This is a genomic window from Microbacterium sp. T32 (genome assembly GCF_001619615.1).
Lineage (GTDB): Bacteria > Actinomycetota > Actinomycetes > Actinomycetales > Microbacteriaceae > Microbacterium.
Window position 1 is genome coordinate 154,664 of record NZ_LQQP01000016.1, and the last position, 15,099, is coordinate 169,762.

15 protein-coding genes and 1 tRNA gene are annotated in these 15,099 nt (G+C 71.2%); 3 read left to right on the forward strand and 13 right to left on the reverse strand.

Annotation, left to right across the window (positions count from 1 at the left end; translation table 11 throughout):
- On the reverse strand, positions 1-1,332 hold the full coding sequence (locus tag AVW09_RS10660; RefSeq protein WP_063258048.1) for a homoserine dehydrogenase: 1,332 nt from the start codon (positions 1,330-1,332) through the stop codon (positions 1-3).
- Positions 1,329-2,759 (reverse strand): diaminopimelate decarboxylase, encoded by a 1,431-nt coding sequence (gene lysA, locus AVW09_RS10665; protein WP_063258049.1) that lies wholly within the window; start codon positions 2,757-2,759, stop codon positions 1,329-1,331. The genes AVW09_RS10660 and lysA overlap by 4 nt, the downstream gene beginning before the upstream one ends.
- Positions 2,760-3,008: 249 nt before the next feature.
- On the opposite strand from lysA, the gene AVW09_RS10670 reads away from it, so the two are divergent.
- Positions 3,009-4,100, forward strand: a complete 1,092-nt coding sequence (locus tag AVW09_RS10670; protein WP_063258050.1) for a hypothetical protein — start codon at positions 3,009-3,011, stop codon at positions 4,098-4,100.
- Between the two features lie 5 nt (positions 4,101-4,105).
- Here the strand turns inward: AVW09_RS10670 and AVW09_RS10675 are convergent, their stop codons facing one another.
- The 6 genes from AVW09_RS10675 to AVW09_RS10700 are packed head-to-tail and all read right to left on the reverse strand — an operon-like array spanning position 4,106 to position 9,359.
- Positions 4,106-4,876, reverse strand: coding sequence for an LmeA family phospholipid-binding protein (locus tag AVW09_RS10675; RefSeq protein ID WP_063258051.1), 771 nt, complete (start codon positions 4,874-4,876; stop codon positions 4,106-4,108).
- Between the two features lie 2 nt (positions 4,877-4,878).
- Positions 4,879-6,543, reverse strand: coding sequence for an arginine--tRNA ligase (locus tag AVW09_RS10680; RefSeq protein ID WP_063258052.1), 1,665 nt, complete (start codon positions 6,541-6,543; stop codon positions 4,879-4,881).
- Between the two features lie 39 nt (positions 6,544-6,582).
- Positions 6,583-7,392, reverse strand: coding sequence for a transglutaminase-like domain-containing protein (locus AVW09_RS10685; RefSeq protein WP_063258053.1), 810 nt, complete (start codon positions 7,390-7,392; stop codon positions 6,583-6,585).
- 44 nt (positions 7,393-7,436) lie between these two features.
- Positions 7,437-7,937, reverse strand: a complete 501-nt coding sequence (locus AVW09_RS10690) for a hypothetical protein (protein ID WP_063258054.1) — start codon at positions 7,935-7,937, stop codon at positions 7,437-7,439.
- On the reverse strand, positions 7,934-9,070 hold the full coding sequence (locus tag AVW09_RS10695) for a serine/threonine-protein kinase (RefSeq protein ID WP_063258055.1): 1,137 nt from the start codon (positions 9,068-9,070) through the stop codon (positions 7,934-7,936). Before AVW09_RS10695 ends, AVW09_RS10690 begins: the two co-directional genes overlap by 4 nt.
- Positions 9,071-9,104: 34 nt before the next feature.
- Entirely contained in the window at positions 9,105-9,359 is a 255-nt protein-coding gene (locus tag AVW09_RS10700; RefSeq protein ID WP_063258056.1) for a DUF6458 family protein, read from the reverse strand.
- Between the two features lie 204 nt (positions 9,360-9,563).
- On the opposite strand from AVW09_RS10700, the gene AVW09_RS17955 reads away from it, so the two are divergent.
- Positions 9,564-9,728, forward strand: a complete 165-nt coding sequence (locus tag AVW09_RS17955; protein WP_197462610.1) for a hypothetical protein — start codon at positions 9,564-9,566, stop codon at positions 9,726-9,728.
- A 419-nt stretch (positions 9,729-10,147) separates the two neighbouring features.
- Here the strand turns inward: AVW09_RS17955 and AVW09_RS10705 are convergent.
- The 4 genes from AVW09_RS10705 to AVW09_RS10720 form a co-directional block, all read right to left on the reverse strand.
- Positions 10,148-10,223: transfer RNA gene (locus AVW09_RS10705), tRNA-Arg, on the reverse strand.
- Positions 10,224-10,289: 66 nt separating this feature from the next.
- Positions 10,290-10,463, reverse strand: coding sequence for a hypothetical protein (locus AVW09_RS10710; RefSeq protein ID WP_156496058.1), 174 nt, complete (start codon positions 10,461-10,463; stop codon positions 10,290-10,292).
- Positions 10,464-10,538: 75 nt separating this feature from the next.
- Entirely contained in the window at positions 10,539-10,979 is a 441-nt protein-coding gene (locus AVW09_RS10715; RefSeq protein WP_063258057.1) for a hypothetical protein, read from the reverse strand.
- Complete coding sequence (locus AVW09_RS10720; RefSeq protein ID WP_063258058.1) at positions 10,976-12,211, reverse strand: exonuclease domain-containing protein; 1,236 nt, start codon at positions 12,209-12,211, stop codon at positions 10,976-10,978. Before AVW09_RS10720 ends, AVW09_RS10715 begins: the two co-directional genes overlap by 4 nt.
- A 51-nt stretch (positions 12,212-12,262) precedes the next feature.
- Here AVW09_RS10720 and AVW09_RS10725 point away from each other — a divergent pair, with 51 nt between their 5' ends.
- Entirely contained in the window at positions 12,263-12,493 is a 231-nt protein-coding gene (locus tag AVW09_RS10725) for a DUF5684 domain-containing protein (RefSeq protein ID WP_269454560.1), read from the forward strand.
- Here AVW09_RS10725 and AVW09_RS10730 read toward each other — a convergent pair whose 3' ends face one another.
- The gene (locus tag AVW09_RS10730; protein WP_063258059.1) at positions 12,494-14,938 is read right to left on the reverse strand and encodes a bifunctional lysylphosphatidylglycerol flippase/synthetase MprF; all 2,445 of its coding nucleotides are present in this window, start codon (positions 14,936-14,938) and stop codon (positions 12,494-12,496) included. It abuts the gene before it with no gap.
- Between the last annotated feature and the right edge of the window lie 161 nt (positions 14,939-15,099).

Sequence of the window (15,099 nt, forward strand, 5' to 3'; positions counted from 1 at the left end):
TCAGTTCCCTTCCACGCGCAGTACGGAGACCACGCGCTCGACGACGCCGCTCGCGGCGAGACGCTCGACGGTCTCGCTCAGGTCTTGCTCACGGGCCTGGTGTGTTCCGATGACCAGACGCGCCGAGCCGCCGGCGGCGGGGTTCTCGGCATCCGGTTCGATGGTGGTCTGCTCGACGGTCGCGATCGAGACGCGGCCCTCGCTCAGGATGCCGGCGACCGTGGCGAGCACGCCGGGCTGGTCGTCGACTTCGAGCGTGATCTGGTACCGCGTGATGACGCGTCCGATCGGCACGGTGGGGAGGTTGGCGCGCGTGGATTCGCCGACGCCCACACCCCCGGCGATGTGGCGGCGCGCGGCCGAGACGACATCGCCGAGCACGGCGGAGGCGGTCTGCACGCCGCCCGCCCCGGCGCCGTAGAACATCAGGTCGCCGGCGGCCTCGGCCTGGACGAACACGGCGTTGTTCGCGCCGTGCACGCTCGCGAGCGGGTGCGTGCGCTCGACGAGCGCGGGGTACACGCGCACCGAGATCGACTCGGTGGCCTCGCCGTCGGCGGCGGGGAGCCGCTCGCACACGGCGAGGAGCTTGACGACGTACCCGGCGTGCCGCGCGGACTCGATGATCGCGGCGTCGATCTGCGTGATGCCCTCGCGGTGGACGGCATCCAGCGGAACGGTCGTGTGGAAGGCGAGGCTCGCGAGGATCGCGGCCTTCTGCGCAGCGTCGTAGCCCTCGACGTCGGCCGTGGGGTCGGCTTCGGCGTAGCCGAGCGCCTGCGCCTGCGCGAGGACGTCGCCGAAGTCGGCGCCCTCGGTGTCCATCCGGTCGAGGATGTAGTTCGTCGTGCCGTTGACGATGCCCATGATGCGCACGACGCGATCGCCCGCGAGCGAGTCGCGCAGCGGCCGGATGATCGGGATCGCGCCGGCGGCGGCCGCCTCGTAGTAGACCTCGGCGCCGACCTGGTCGGCGGCCTCGAAGATCTCGGACCCGTGCGTGGCGAGCAGCGCCTTGTTGGCGGTGACGACGTCGGCGCCGGAGTTGATCGCCTGCAGCACCTGCGTGCGCGCGGGTTCGATACCGCCCATGAGCTCGATGACGATGTCGGAGCCGTTGATGAGCGTCTCGGCATCCGTCGTGAACAGCTCGCGGGGCAGCTCTGTGTCGCGCTTTCCGTCCACGTTGCGGACGGCGATGCCCGCCAGTTCGAGGTTCGCGCCGGCACGGTCGGCCAGTTCGGCGCGGTGCTTGAGCAGCAGGTCGGCGACCTGCGAGCCGACGGCACCGGCGCCCAGCAGGGCGACGCGCAGCGTGCGGTAGTCGGTCATTCGGTGTCTCCGTGGGATGGGGTGGGGGAAGCTGATGCCGCGACGCCGACGTCGCGGGAGAGGAGATCCTCGACGGTCTCGCCGCGGACGATCACGCGCGCCTCGCCGTCGCGCACGGCGACGACGGGGGGACGCGGGGTGTAGTTGTAGTTGCTCGCGAGGGAGAAGCAGTAGGCGCCCGTGGCGGGCACCGCGAGCAGGTCACCCGGAGTGATGTCGGCCGGGAGGTACTCGGCATCCACCACGATGTCTCCGGATTCGCAGTGGTGACCGACGACGCGCGACAGCGCGGGGGCGGCGGGACTCGTGCGCGAGACGATCCGCGCGGAGAAGTCGGCGCCGTACAGGGCCGGACGCGCGTTGTCGCTCATGCCGCCGTCGACGCTGACGTAGGTGCGCTCGCGCTCGTCGCCGATCGTGACCTTCTTCACGGTTCCGACCTCGTAGAGCGTCACGCCCGCCTGTCCCACGATGACGCGGCCCGGCTCGCACGCGACGTCGGGCATCGGGATGCCGCGCACCTCGCACTCGTCGGCGATCGCATCGACGATGCCGTCGGCGATCTCCTCGATCGGGCGCGGGTCGTCGACCGACGTGTACGAGATGCCGAAGCCGCCGCCGACGTTGAGGAGCGGGATGTCGCCGCCCGCGAGCAGACCGGCGTGGAGGTCGACGAGGCGCGCCGCCGACTCGCGGAAGCCCGCCGAATCGAAGATCTGAGAGCCGATGTGGGCGTGGAGCCCGACGAAGCACAGACTCGGCAGCTCGCGGATGCGGGCGACCGCGTCCGCTGCCCCCTCGAGCGAGAAGCCGAACTTCTGATCTTCGTGCGCGGTCGCGAGGAACGCGTGCGTCTCCGCGTGGACGCCGGTGCGCACACGCACGAGGACCGACTGCACGGCGCCGCGGCGATCCGCGATCGCGGCGAGACGCTCGATCTCGATGGGGCTGTCGAGCACGACCGAACCGATGCCGACCTCGACCGCCCGCTCGAGTTCGGCGACGCTCTTGTTGTTGCCGTGGAAACCGAGGCGGGCGGGGTCGGCGCCACCGGCGAGGGCGACCTCGAGCTCGCCGCGCGTGCACACGTCGACGGCGAGACCCTCTTCGGTGACCCAGCGGACGACCTCGGTGGAGAGGAACGCCTTGCCCGCGTAGTACACGCGGGAGCGGATGCCATGCCGCTCGGCCGCGGCCCCGAAGGCGTCTCGCGCGCGGCGGGCGTGGGCGCGGACCTCGGCCTCATCGAGCACGTACAGCGGGGTGCCGAAGCGGTCGCGCAGGTCGAACACGCTCACCCCGGCGATCTCGACGGAGCCGTCGTCGACGCGGTGCGCGGAGGTCGGCCAGACGGAGGCGACGAGCTCGTTCGCTTCGGCCGGGGCGGTGAGCCACTCGGGCACGAGCGCGGAGTGCGAGGCGGACACGGAGGAACCAATCGGGTTTTGCGGCGACGCGACGGCCGCGGATCACGGCTCCTGCCGTCGCGGTGCGTCACGCGACAGACAGTCCTTGCAGTCTAGGGCACGGCATATGCCGCCCCCGTCCCACGCCCGGGCCGCAGCGTCCAGCGGATCCGCTCGGCTGGTGAAGCAGGGGGTGAACCACCCGGCCGGATCCCGTCTCGCGCCGAAAGGGCAGCGGATGCCACACCCCGCGGCGCCTACCGTGAACCGGTGCCGAGCCCGTCCCCTTCCCCCGTCCTCGTCGTCGATGCCCTCGGCGTCCATATCGGCATCGAGCTCGGGGGCCTCGACGACGCGGACCGGAATGCGGTGCGTGCGGCATGGACGGGTGCGCTCGCGGACGAGAACGCCGAGCCGCGCGCGACCGTGACGCCCACGGCATCCCTCGGTCCCGGACCGATGCTCGCCGCCCTCTCAAGCGCCGTCACGCTCAGCGCCATCAACGAACGCCGGGGCGACCTGTGGATGCTGCACGCCGCCGGGGTCGCGGGGAGCGACGGAGCGGTCGTGGTGCTCGTCGGTCCCTCGGGCGCCGGGAAGACGACCGCCATCCGCCACCTCGCGGCCCGGGCCGGATATGTCTCGGACGAAACGATCGCCCTGGATGCCACCGGAGCGGTGCTGCCCTACCGGAAGCCGCTGTCGGTCATCACCGACGGCGTCGCGCACAAGGTGCAGCACTCCCCCGTCGACCTCGGCCTGGGTGAGCTGCCGACGGCACCCCTCCGGCTCGCGCGCATCGTTCTGCTCGACCGGCGCAGCGAACCGACGCCCGCACGCCTGCTGCCGGTGCCCACCTCGGAGGCGATCGCCGAGCTGGCCGGGCAGTCCAGCGCCCTCGCGCAGCTCCCCGGCGCGGTCCGCACGATGGCGGGCCTCATCGCGCAGACGGGCGGCGTCGTGCGCGCCGAGTACGCCGAGGCCGAGGATCTCGCGATGCTCGTCCGCGGCCTGTCCGACGCCGGGGCGCCCACGACGGTTCCCTCGGTCGTGACGCCCCCAGCGACCCGTCGTGCACCGGAGGACACCGCGGGGCCCCGCTACGAACGCACGGAGACTGTGGACTGGTCGCCGCTCCCCGACGGCACCCTCGCGGTGCTCACGGCGAACGCCGACGGGAGCGGCATCCTGCGTGTGCTCGCCGGCGTCGCGCCGGCGCTGTGGGAGGCCGCCGACGGCGTCTCCCGCGATGCGCTGGTGGCCGACGTGGACGCGCGGTTCGACTGCCCGGATCCGGGTCTGGTGACCGACACCACCCTCGCGTCACTCGTCGACGCGGGACTGCTCCGGGTGGCCGGCTGATCGCGTCAGCCGCACGTGCCGTTCTGCTGCAGCGCCGGGTCGCTGAGAATGCGCCCGTCGATGTCGAGCGTCGCCACCACGTCCTGGCCCTGGACGCTCACCGCGTTCAGGGTGAGACCGGCCGGCAGCCGGTCGGCGATGCACAGGCTCCACGTCTGGAGCGCCGCGTCGGCCGCACCCCCGAGCTGACCGCGGAGGGTGTCGGCATCCACGCGGTTCCCGCCGAGCTCGAACGACGTCGGCGTGAGCGTGAGGTCGCCGTCGGACGCGCCGGGGGTGACGGAGATCCCCACCGGGATCGGGATGCCGAACACCGAGAACTGCGTCGACAGCGTCAGGTCGGGGGCGGCCGTGCCCACGGTGTCGGACGGGAAGTTCGGGATCTGCGACAGGAGCGCGCGCAGCTGGTCGGGGTCGAGGCGCACGGAGGCCGATCCCCCGGCCGCGGGAGCGTTGCCCGCCACGGGGACGTCCTCGAGGTCGACACGGACGTCGCCCGTCAGCGGTCCGAGCGAGACGTCGGGTGCGGAGACCGCCACCTGGTCGAGGCGCCCCGTCAGGAGTTGGGGCAGCACCAGACCCGGGACCTGGACGTCGACCTGCTGATCGGCGGGAAGCCCCACCTGCTGCACGACGAGCGAGCGCACCGTGTTCGCCACGGCAGAACGGGCGATCGCCTCGGCAGCCACGAGAAGCCCCGCGATCACGACGACGACGATGGCGACGATCGCGATCGTGCGTCCGGTCCGGCGTCGGGGACGCGAGGCATCCGTCATCGTTACATGCGCTCCGGAGCACTCACGCCGAGAAGCGCGAGGCCGTTGCGCAGCACCTGACCGGTCGCGTCGTTGAGCCAGAGCCGCGTGCGGTGCACCGGCTCGACCGGGGCGTCGCCGAGCGGGATGACACGGCAGTTGTCGTACCAGCGGTGGTACAGACCCGCGAGCTCTTCGAGGTAGCGGGCGACGCGGTGGGGCTCACGCACCTCCGCGGCGTAGGCGACGACCCGCGGGTACTCCTGCAGGGCGCCGAGCAGAGCCGACTCCGTCTCGTGGTCGAGCAGCTCGGGGGCGAACTCCGACCGGTCGACGCCCGAATCGGCCGCGTTGCGGGCGACATTGTGCGTACGCGCGTGGGCGTACTGCACGTAGAACACGGGGTTGTCGTTCGTCCGCTTCTGCAGGATCTCGGGGTCGAGCGTCAGCGGCGAGTCAGCGGGGTACCGTGCGAGCGAATAGCGGAGCGCGTCCGTGCCGAGCCACTCCTGCAAATCGTCGAGCTCGATGATGTTGCCGGCGCGCTTGGACAGCTTCGCGCCGTTGATCGACACGAGCTGGCCGATCAGCACCTCGATTTCCTTCTCGGGGTCGTCACCAGCAGCACCGGCGAGCGCCTTCAGACGGTGCACGTACCCGTGGTGGTCGGCGCCGAGGAGGTAGATCTTGTGCGCGAAACCGCGGTCGCCCTTGTTGAGGTAGTACGCGGCATCCGCGGCGAAGTAGGTGTACTCGCCGTTCGAGCGGCGGATGACCCGGTCCTTGTCGTCGCCGAAGTCGGTGGTGCGCACCCAGACGGCACCCTCGTCGTCGAAGACGTGGCCCTGCTCGCGCAGACGGTCGACGGCCTCGTCGACGAGGCTCGGCCGACCGTCGACGTGCGCGTGAAGCGTGCGCTCGGAGAACCAGACGTCGAAGTGGACGTTGAACCGCTCGAGCGAGGCCTGGATCTCGCCCAGCTGGAATCCGTAGGCCAGTTCGGTCGCCACCGCGATCTGCTCGGCGCGGTCGAGTTCGCGGATGTCCGCGCGCGCGGCCGCCACCCGGTCGGCGAGGTCGGCGATGTACGCGCCGCCGTACCCGTCGTCGGGGGTGGGCTCGCCGCGGAGCGCCGCGACGACCGAGCGGCCGAAGCGCTCCATCTGCGCGCCGGCGTCGTTGATGTAGAACTCGCGGACGAGCGTGGCGCCGCTCGCGAGCAGCACCCGGGCGATCGCGTCGCCGAGGGCCGCCCACCGCGTGTGACCGATGTGGAGCGGACCCGTGGGGTTCGCGCTCACGAACTCGAGGTTGATCGTGTTGCCGCGCTGGGAATCGTTCGTCCCGAACGCCGCACCCTGCTCGACGATCGTCTTCGCCAGGGCGCCGGCGGCAGCGGCATCCAGTCGGATGTTGATGAACCCGGGGCCGGCCACCTCGACGCTCGCGATGCCGTCGACGTTCTCGAGGCCCGCGGCGATCTCGGCCGCGAACTCGCGCGGGTTCGCCCCGACCACCTTCGACAGTTTCAGCGCGGCGTTGGACGCCCAGTCGCCGTGGTCGCGGTTCTTCGGCCGCTCGAGCGGGAGGTCGACGGCAGTGAGCCCGGCGGACGACCCTTCGCGTCGCGCCTCGGCGAGCGGGGCGATGACGGCGAGCAGGGCGGCGGAGAGGGCTGCGGGATCCATAACCCTGCAATTCTAGGTGAGGCGCTCGCGGCTCCCGGCTCAGCCGATCTGCACCAGGGATTCGTGGTCGTCGGGGGACATGGCATCCGGGGTCTCGTCCTCTAGGACCGCATCGACGTACATCCGCTCGAGGCCGACGTACCCGCCGTGGTAGCTGAGGAAGGCGCAGTCGGCGGCGTCGCGACCCGTGGCGATGCGCACGAGCGAACGGCGGTCGGACAGCCGCGTCGCGTCGATGACGTACCAGGCGCCGTCGAGGTACGCCTCGGCGACGGCGTGGAAGTCCATGGGCTCGAGCCCCGGCGCGAAGCACGCGGCGTAGCGCGCGGGCATGTCCATGGCGCGCAGCAGCGCGATAACGACGTGCGCGTAGTCGCGGCACACGCCCTGACCGGTCATCAGGGTCGTGACGGCGCTGTCGGTGCCGAGGCTCAGCCCCGGGGTGTACGTGACGCTGGATGCCACGAACGACGACACCGCGGCGATGAGCTCCGCCCCCGCAAGACCGCGGAACTGGCGGCGGGCCTGCGCGAACACCTCGTCCGACTGGCAGTAGCGGCTCGGGCGGAGGTAGGTGATCGTCTCCAGGTCGCTCGTGTGCACGGTCGGAGAGGCACCGGCGACCACGGCCTCGTAACGGACGGAGAGTGGGCCCTGCTCGCCGGAGAGACGGTGCAGACGGCTGCCGGACTGGTCCACGATCTCGGTCGGGGTGTACACGCGGTCGCCGCGGGAGAACGTCAGATGCTCGCTCGCCAGGGGCACCCCCTGGGCGGCGGTGATCTGGAAGATGAGGTCGACGGACGACCCCAGATCGAGGTCGAGTTCAGCGGTCACTCGGCGCGGCACCGGGCCATCCTCGCACGGCGCAAGGGGGCCGGGGCGCGCTTCGCTCATCCGTCTTTCTTGCCCGGGCCGCCCGGGCCCGTGGAGTCGTCCTTGCCGCCCTTGCCACCGCCGCCTTTGCCCGGGTTTCCGGGGCCCTTGTCGTCGTTCTGCGGGGGCTGTTGCTGCTGCGACGGACCCTCGTCGACGACGGTGTCCTGCGCCGGCTCGGGTGTGTCGGCGACCGTCGGCTCGGGGGTCTGCACGGTCGTGGGCTCGGGGTTCGGCGTGAGCGACGCCAGATCCGCGCGGACGGTCGCGATGCGCGACAGGATCGCGGCGGCTTCGTCGGGAGAGATCGTGCCCGCATCGCGCTCAGCCACGACATCGGCCTCGAGCTGGTCGAGCGTCGCCGACGCAGAGGCGTAGTCGCCGCCGGAGGCCTGGCTCGCGAGCGTCTGCACCGTCCCCTGCCACGCCGTCGCCTCCGGCGCGGGCGGCGTGCAGCCGGCGAGCGCGACGACGGCGGCGAGCGCCACGACGGGCACGCCGATCCACCGGCGCCTCACGGGCCGACCTCCTTCCAGAGGTCGTTCACGTGCTGATCGAGGGGTGCGGGAAGCGAGGGCAGCCCCGGATCGGAGGCGGCTGTCGGGGCGTTGAGCGCGACAGCGGCGGTGATTCCCCCCGCAGCCAGCAGAACGGCGAGAACGGATGCCACGATCACGGCGGTCCGGCGGTTCGGCCGCCGCGGCGCATCGGGAACCGGGGCCAGGACGCGCGTGCGCGTGACGGCATCGGACGGCGGGCCGTCGACGAGCGCCGCGGCGCCGAGGGGCGTCGGCGGCAGTGGCTCGCCGGGCAGGGCACGGAACTCCGCGCCGAGGGAGGCGGCATCCGGTCTCTCCGCCGGATCGATGGCGGTCATGCGGGCGAGAAGCGTCCGCCAGGGTCCGGGCAGGTGATCGGGGATCTCGGGCGGCGACACGAGTCGCGCGGCCAGCGCTTCGTGCGGCGTCCGCCCGCCGAAGGCGCGGCGACCGGTGAGCGCTTCGAGCAGGACGAGACCGAGCGCGTAGACGTCGCTCGCCGGGGCGGCCGGCATCCCCCGCGCCTGCTCGGGGCTGAGGTATGCCGCTGTCCCCACGACGGTGTCCGCTCGGGTGACGCGCGTCGCGCCGACGAGTGCGGCGATGCCGAAGTCCGCGAGGGTCGCTCGTGTGCGCTCCCCGGTGTGCGCGGGCGGGCGCAGCAAGATGTTGGATGGCTTCACGTCGCGATGGACGATGCCCCGCGCGTGGACGACGGACAGCGCCTCGGCGATCTCGCGGCCGTACCGGGCCGCATCGGCCGGGGTGACGGTCCCGCGTGCGATCACGTCGCCGAGCGTCGGCCCCGCGATGAGTTCCATCGCGAGGTAGGTCGGCGGGCTCGAGAGTTTCGCGTCGTAAAGGGTGACGAGCGAGGGATGCGAGAGGGAGGCGAGCAACCGGATCTCGGAACGTACGCGCGCCATGTCCGACGGGTCCGCACCGTCGCCCGTCATGACCTTCAGGGCGACGGTGCGGCCGAGCTGTGTGTCCACGGCCTCGTATACGCGGGCGTATCCGCCCGTGCCGAGCACCCGCCCGAGACGGTAACGCCCGTCGAAGAGGTCGACGACAGGCGTGTCGGCCGGTTGAGTCGTGTCGGTGTCGGTCATTCGCGTCCTGGGATCGGGGAAGCCCCCGACGGGGTCAAACGAGGTCGTCGTTCGACGAGCGCGTGGTGGACCGAGTGACCTGCGCGCCGCCCACCCCTTCGGTGCGGGTCACGGTGTCGATCTGCCGACGGCGGACGAGGAGCACGAGTCCGATGATGAAGACGATCACGCCGGCACCGATCATGATGTAGCCGATCGTGGTGAAGTCGACGAAGTCGTTGGGAAGGTCGACGGCGAACGCGAGGATGGCGCCGATGACGATCAGCGCGATTCCGGCTCCGATGCTCATTACAGGTCCTTTCGGGAGGGTGGGTTCAGGATGACACTCACCGCGCGAGTCGGCCCAAGGTCTTGACAACCGCGCCCGGGCGGTCGTCGGTCCGGCGCCCGCCACCTGTCGCTTTTCGTACGGACGCGCCTCGCCGGGCCGAGAAACGAACGGGCGGCTCGCAACGAGCGGGGAACCAGACAGGTCGGGCGTACAGTCGCGAGCATGTGGACCGTACTCATCATTCTGCTCATTGCGTGGGCGGTGCTCTCGATCGTGGGGTTCGCGTTCCAGGGATTGCTCTGGTTGGGGATCATCGGGATCGTTCTGTTCGTCGGCACGCTGATCTTCGGCCTGGTGCGTCGCAGCGTCGCGCGACGCGCTTCCTAGCCCCACCGCCCCCGGAGCCGTCGGCCGCCACTCACGGCCGCCCCCGTCTGTCAATGGTCGTGCGCTCGGCCCCCGCGAGGGCGTCTGCTGCGCCCATGACCGTCGACACCCCGGCTCCGAGCCGGAACAGCATCCCCGCCCACCTCTGCGCGGAGCAGCACCGATCGTCTCGGCGTACTGACGGGAGCGCGATGTTCCCGACACCCGGCTCGGACCGTTCGCGTCCTAGGCCATCGTCGTCCGCTACATCAACCGTGTCGGCCTGGGCGAACGTGACGTGTTCACGTGCCCGCTCGTCGACCAGCACGGGCGCCCGCCGATGACCGGCGCGGGAGCCGCCTGAGGTTCGAGCGACCCGGCCGGCGATCGCACGAGAAAGGGGCCGCGGGTCTGAACGACCCGCGACCCCTCGTCCCTACTGGTGCCCCCGACAGGAATCGAACCTGCGACCTTTGGTACCGGAAACCAACGCTCTATCCCCTGAGCTACGGAGGCGGACGCTCAAGGTTAGCATCGCGGCACCGCCGCTCCCGACCCCGGCGGGAGCGAGGCGGAGCGGCCTCACTCCTCGCCGATGACTCCGATGCCGGTCGCCTGATGGTCGGCGTTCGGGTCATCGCCGGACGGCGCTTTGGACTGCTCGTCGACGTCGTTCGTCTGGCTGGGCGCCACCGTCTGGTCGTCGCCGAGGTCCTCGGCGTCGTCAGCCGGGGCGTTGTCCTGCGGATCGCTCATGGTCATCCCTTCCGTTGCGTGACCCCAGCCTTGCAGCGCGAGGCGACCCGGCGGAGAGGCTTGACGACCGCCGCGTCAGCGCGCTCGACCGACCCACCCGCGCAGCCGCGCACCGAGAGGTCGTGTGAGCGAGACGGTGCGACCGTGGGTCGCGACGGTGAGCCGATCGCCGTACCTCACCACGTCACCCCGGACGTAGGCGGCCCCGACCGCGACATATGTCCGCAGCAGCATGAAGGCTTCGTCGCGCGTGGAGGTCGCGTCGTCCAGCCGCGCGCGGTGCCCGGTGTCCACCCGCACCGAAAACCACCGCGTGCCGGGAGTGGAGACGATCGCCCACCGCTCCCCCGTCGACAGGCGGACGAACGCGTCGCCGTCCGACAGGCCCGTCTCCGACGGGAGGTCGGGATACTCCCCGACGAGTTCCTCGAGAGCGGCCAGCGCCTCGGCAGCCGTGACGAAATCCTCACGCCCCGCGCTGAGTCCGCCCCACTCGAACTTCCGCTCACCGGTCATGGCTGCCCCAGCAGGTCGCGCAGCCATGCTTCGCCGACCACGGGGATGCCGTAATCCCGGGCCTTCCGCGCCTTGCCCGACAGCGAATCGGGGTCTGCCGCGACGACCACGGCGACGCGCTTGGTCACGTCGGCTTTGGGCACGTATCCCGCAGCCCGGAGATCGTCTTCCCACTCCGACCGCACCCGGGACATGTCCCCGGTGAGCACGATCTCGTCGCCGGGCGCGAGCGCGAATCCCTGCAGCACGACAGCGGGCGATGAGGTCAGCCGCACGTCGCGTGTGGACAGCACCTCATCACGGAGAGCGTCCGGGATGTCGAGGAGAGCGGCGACCAGCTCGAGATCGCCCGCCTCGTCCTTGGTCAGGATGCCATCGGCCCACGCCGCGTGCCCGAGGGCGATGAAGTATTCCCGGTGCAGCCGAAGCGCGGTGTCCCGGCCGATGCCGGTCCGGTCGGCGAGTGCCACCAGCTCGGCCTTCTCGTGCTCCGACAGGTATCTGTCGATCAGGCAGCGGTCGATGAGTGCGAGGTACTGCGCCTGCTCTTCGGTGTCGGAGACATCCGGGATCCGCACGACGATCCGTTCAAGGAAACTGACCGCCGTCGCCGCGGTGGACCCTCGCGCGAGCCACTGAGCGCGTGGCGCCGTCAGTTCGGGGAGCACCGGAGCAGCCGCGAGCATCTCCGACCATTCCGAGCCGGGGGAACTGGCGAGGAAGGCTTCCAGGAGACGCGCAGTCGCGAGCGCGTCGACCGAGGCGCGGTGCGCCCCGTCGAGGGGGATGCCGAAAGCGTCGCAGCAGTCCGCGAGGCTCAGACCACCGCCCAGATGCCGACGGGCGAGCAGCATCGTGCACGCCGACACCCACGGGTCTCCGCGCCAGTAGTCGAGGCGGTCCAGTTCGGCATCCAGGAATCGCAGATCGAACGACGCGTTATGAGCGACGATGACGCGGCCGGAGAGGAGCTCGATCAGCTGCGCCGCCACCTCCTCGAAGATCGGCGCGCCGAGGATGTCCTTCGCGGCGATGCCGTGGATCCGCTGCGGTCCGAGATCACGCCGCGGGTTGATGAGCGTGTCCCACTGCCCGGTGACGATGCCATCCGGATCGACGTGCACGACGGCGACCTCGACGGCACGGTGGTGATATTCCGGCAGCAGACCCGTCGTCTCGAAGTCGATGACAGCGAAACCGGGGCCTGCGACGGGCGCGGGAGCTAACCACATGCGCCGAGCGTAACGCGCGCGTCGGACCTGGGCTCGCTCGCGATCATCCCGATCGTGAACACCGTCTTCCTCGTCAAGGTCGCGGGCTACTCGGGCTGGATGACGCTGCTCTACCTCATCCCGATCGTCGGCCTGATCTTCCACATCATCGTGTCGATCCGGGTCGGTCGCGCCTTCGGCCACGGCGGGTTCTTCTCGTTCTTCCTGCTCGTGGTGTTCTGGGTCATCGGCTACCTGATCCTCGCCTTCAGCGACGACCGGTACCGCCCCGAGCGCATCTGATCAGGCGGCGGCGGCCCTCTCGCGAGCCGAGGCGCGCAGCCCCGCCGCGATCCGCGCGGCGCGCGCGACCGTCAGACCCGGCGCGTAGCAGCGCATGAGGGCCAGTCCGATGGCGGGAAGCTGCGCCGGGTCGGGGTACACCATCCACATCGGCGCGAAGTCCGGCTGGAACTTCTTCTTGAAGTTCGCCAGCGACCGGAACCCGTACGCGGGTTCGAGCAGCACGCTCAGCTGACCGAGGAAGCGCTCCACGGCATCCGGTTCGACCTCCGATGCGTCGCGATGGAAGGCGAGCGGCGAACCCGACAGGCTCAGGACGGTGCAGCCTTCCGCTCGGAGCCGCTCGACGACGGCGCCGATGACGAACTCCATGACGCCGTTCATCGCGTCGTGGCGGCGGCGCATGACGTCCAGGGCGTATCCCTGAACCCCGGATGCCGCGTGCACGGGGATCCAGCTCGTCACCGCCACGACCCGCCCCTGCACGTCGCGCGCGATCATCAGGCGAACGGCGGGGTCCGTCATCTGCTCCACGCCGCCGAGCGTGAATTCCATCTCGGGAATGGTCTTGTCCGCGACCCACGCCTCCGAGATCTCACGGATCTGTGCGCGATCACGGAACGACAGCTCCGCCCACGTGGTCCACTCCGCGCGCACGCTCTCTCGCGCGGCGCGGTGGGTCGCCGTGCGCACGTCCTGCCGCTTCTTGCCGGCGGGCGTCCACGTGGCGGGGTCGAGTCGCGCTTCCTCGGCGACCTGCGTGCTGCTCCAGCCGAGTCCGTCGAGCGCGGCGTTCTCGGCGTCGTCGACGCTGTAGAAGACCGGCGTCCAGCCGCGTTCACCGCAGAAGTCCACGAATGCCCGCGCGACGCTCGGATCGAACCGGTCGCGCCCGAAAGCGCCACCCAGGGTCACCGCGATGCGTCCGCGGACGCGGTACGCGATCGCCGCGTCGACGTCCGGCGCGAACCAGTAGGCGTTGCCGGTCCAGGTCGTCATGAACGACAGCGCTCCGCCGCCGCCGCGCTCGAGGACGGCGCGTGCCCGCGCGCGGTCCCCGGAGTGCGCGGCCGATCCCGGGCTCAGGACGAACCGGATGGAGGCGATGACGCACACGGTCCAGAAGATCGCCGAGGGAAGGTACCAGAGCGCCTGCGCCCACCCCGTCGTCGGAACGAAGGCGATCGACTCGGTGGGGAGGAGCGAGGGCGGGAGAAGCCTCAACAGGGTGGCGCGGAAGATCGCCGCGGGCCCGGGCTCGGGGCTGAAGTGGTGCGAGAAGGCCATGGTCCCCACGAACGCCGTCACCAGGGCTCCGACGCCCGCGAAACCGACGGTCCCGAGGAACAGGGACCGCGCACCGGGTGCGGATCCGACCCGCGCTGCGCGCCGGAACACGAAGAGCGTCACGGCGACGGCGAGCGGGACGAGCGCGCCCACCGCCACCCCGACCAGGATCTGCCACACCGCGGAGGCGGCATCCGCATCCCGCGTGACGGCGAGCGTCGCGAGGGTGTCGGGCTCGGTCACGGCGAAGACGTACACCATGCCCACGAACACGAGCAGGTTCACCGCGATCGCGATGCCGAGCGCGCCGCGGCGCCCGCGCAGGATGCCCCAGGATGCCACGAGCAGCACCGCCAGCGGGAGGGCGGCGATCCAGCCCGCGGACGCCTGCAGCGGACCCGTCGTCCAGCCACCGGCGGGGCACGCGAGCAGTTCCGACCCGGCCACGCAGACACGCCCGTCCACGACGATGAGCGGGTCGTAGGACAGCCAGCCGTACACCGACAGCAGACCGGCGCCGCTCCCCCACATCGTGGCGATCAGCGGGCCGACGGCCGTCACCGCGGTGAGGGCCGCCAGCAGGACGCGCGTCTCGTGATGGGAGCTGCGGTGGACCCGCAGCGTCACGGGCCGGCCGCCCAGGACGACGCCGAGCGCGAGACCGACCGGGAGCGCGATCAGCGTGTAGAGGTCGCTGGCGGATGCCGAGTAGAGGAAGAGCGTCACCGCGATCACGGCGCTGGCCCACCGTACCCGGCGTCGCCACAGCGCACCGACGAACCCGCTCGCGGTCATCGCGACGACCAGCAGCGCGGCGACCGGCGGAGCACCCGTGAACACCTCGGAGTTCAGCGGCAGACCGGGGAGGAAGGCGCTCTCGACGGCACCGATCACCAACCCCGCCACGGAGGTCGTCAGTCCACCGGCGAGGTAGGCGACGAGCAGGCGACCGGATCCGATGACCCGTTCGGCGAGACCGCCGACGACGAGGACAGCGAGGATGACGACCGGAAGCAGCGCGGGACGGTCGACCGTGAAGATGCTCCGTGCCAGTTCGCGGAGGTCGAACGGCCCATCGCCGACGAGCACCGCCCCGCGGAACTGCACGAGACTCACCAGCAGGATGGCGGCCGCGAGGGCGACGGTGGTCCGTGGCATCCACCTCCGCTCTCGGGAGGAGCGCGACGCGAGGACGGGCGCGGAGTCCGTCCGCGGGTGCGCGGGCGCCTCGGCGCGGGGTGGGGCGGGAGTGACGGCGGTCGGCGGCATGAGGGCTCCGATGGGGTGAGCGTCGATCGCGGGAATCGATCCGACGACTC

Bases quoted from the DNA above. Each gene is read 5' to 3' on its own strand.
- AVW09_RS10660 (WP_063258048.1), bottom strand. From the start codon at position 1,332: ATGACCGACTACCGCACGCTGCGCGTCGCCCTGCTGGGCGCCGGTGCC.
- AVW09_RS10675 (WP_063258051.1), bottom strand. From the start codon at position 4,876: ATGACGGATGCCTCGCGTCCCCGACGCCGGACCGGACGCACGATCGCG.
- AVW09_RS10680 (WP_063258052.1), bottom strand. From the start codon at position 6,543: ATGGATCCCGCAGCCCTCTCCGCCGCCCTGCTCGCCGTCATCGCCCCG.
- AVW09_RS10695 (WP_063258055.1), bottom strand. From the start codon at position 9,070: ATGACCGACACCGACACGACTCAACCGGCCGACACGCCTGTCGTCGAC.
- AVW09_RS10700 (WP_063258056.1), bottom strand. From the start codon at position 9,359: ATGAGCATCGGAGCCGGAATCGCGCTGATCGTCATCGGCGCCATCCTC.
- AVW09_RS17955 (WP_197462610.1), top strand. From the start codon at position 9,564: ATGTGGACCGTACTCATCATTCTGCTCATTGCGTGGGCGGTGCTCTCG.
- AVW09_RS10710 (WP_156496058.1), bottom strand. From the start codon at position 10,463: ATGAGCGATCCGCAGGACAACGCCCCGGCTGACGACGCCGAGGACCTC.
- AVW09_RS10715 (WP_063258057.1), bottom strand. From the start codon at position 10,979: ATGACCGGTGAGCGGAAGTTCGAGTGGGGCGGACTCAGCGCGGGGCGT.
- AVW09_RS10720 (WP_063258058.1), bottom strand. From the start codon at position 12,211: ATGTGGTTAGCTCCCGCGCCCGTCGCAGGCCCCGGTTTCGCTGTCATC.
- AVW09_RS10730 (WP_063258059.1), bottom strand. From the start codon at position 14,938: ATGCCACGGACCACCGTCGCCCTCGCGGCCGCCATCCTGCTGGTGAGT.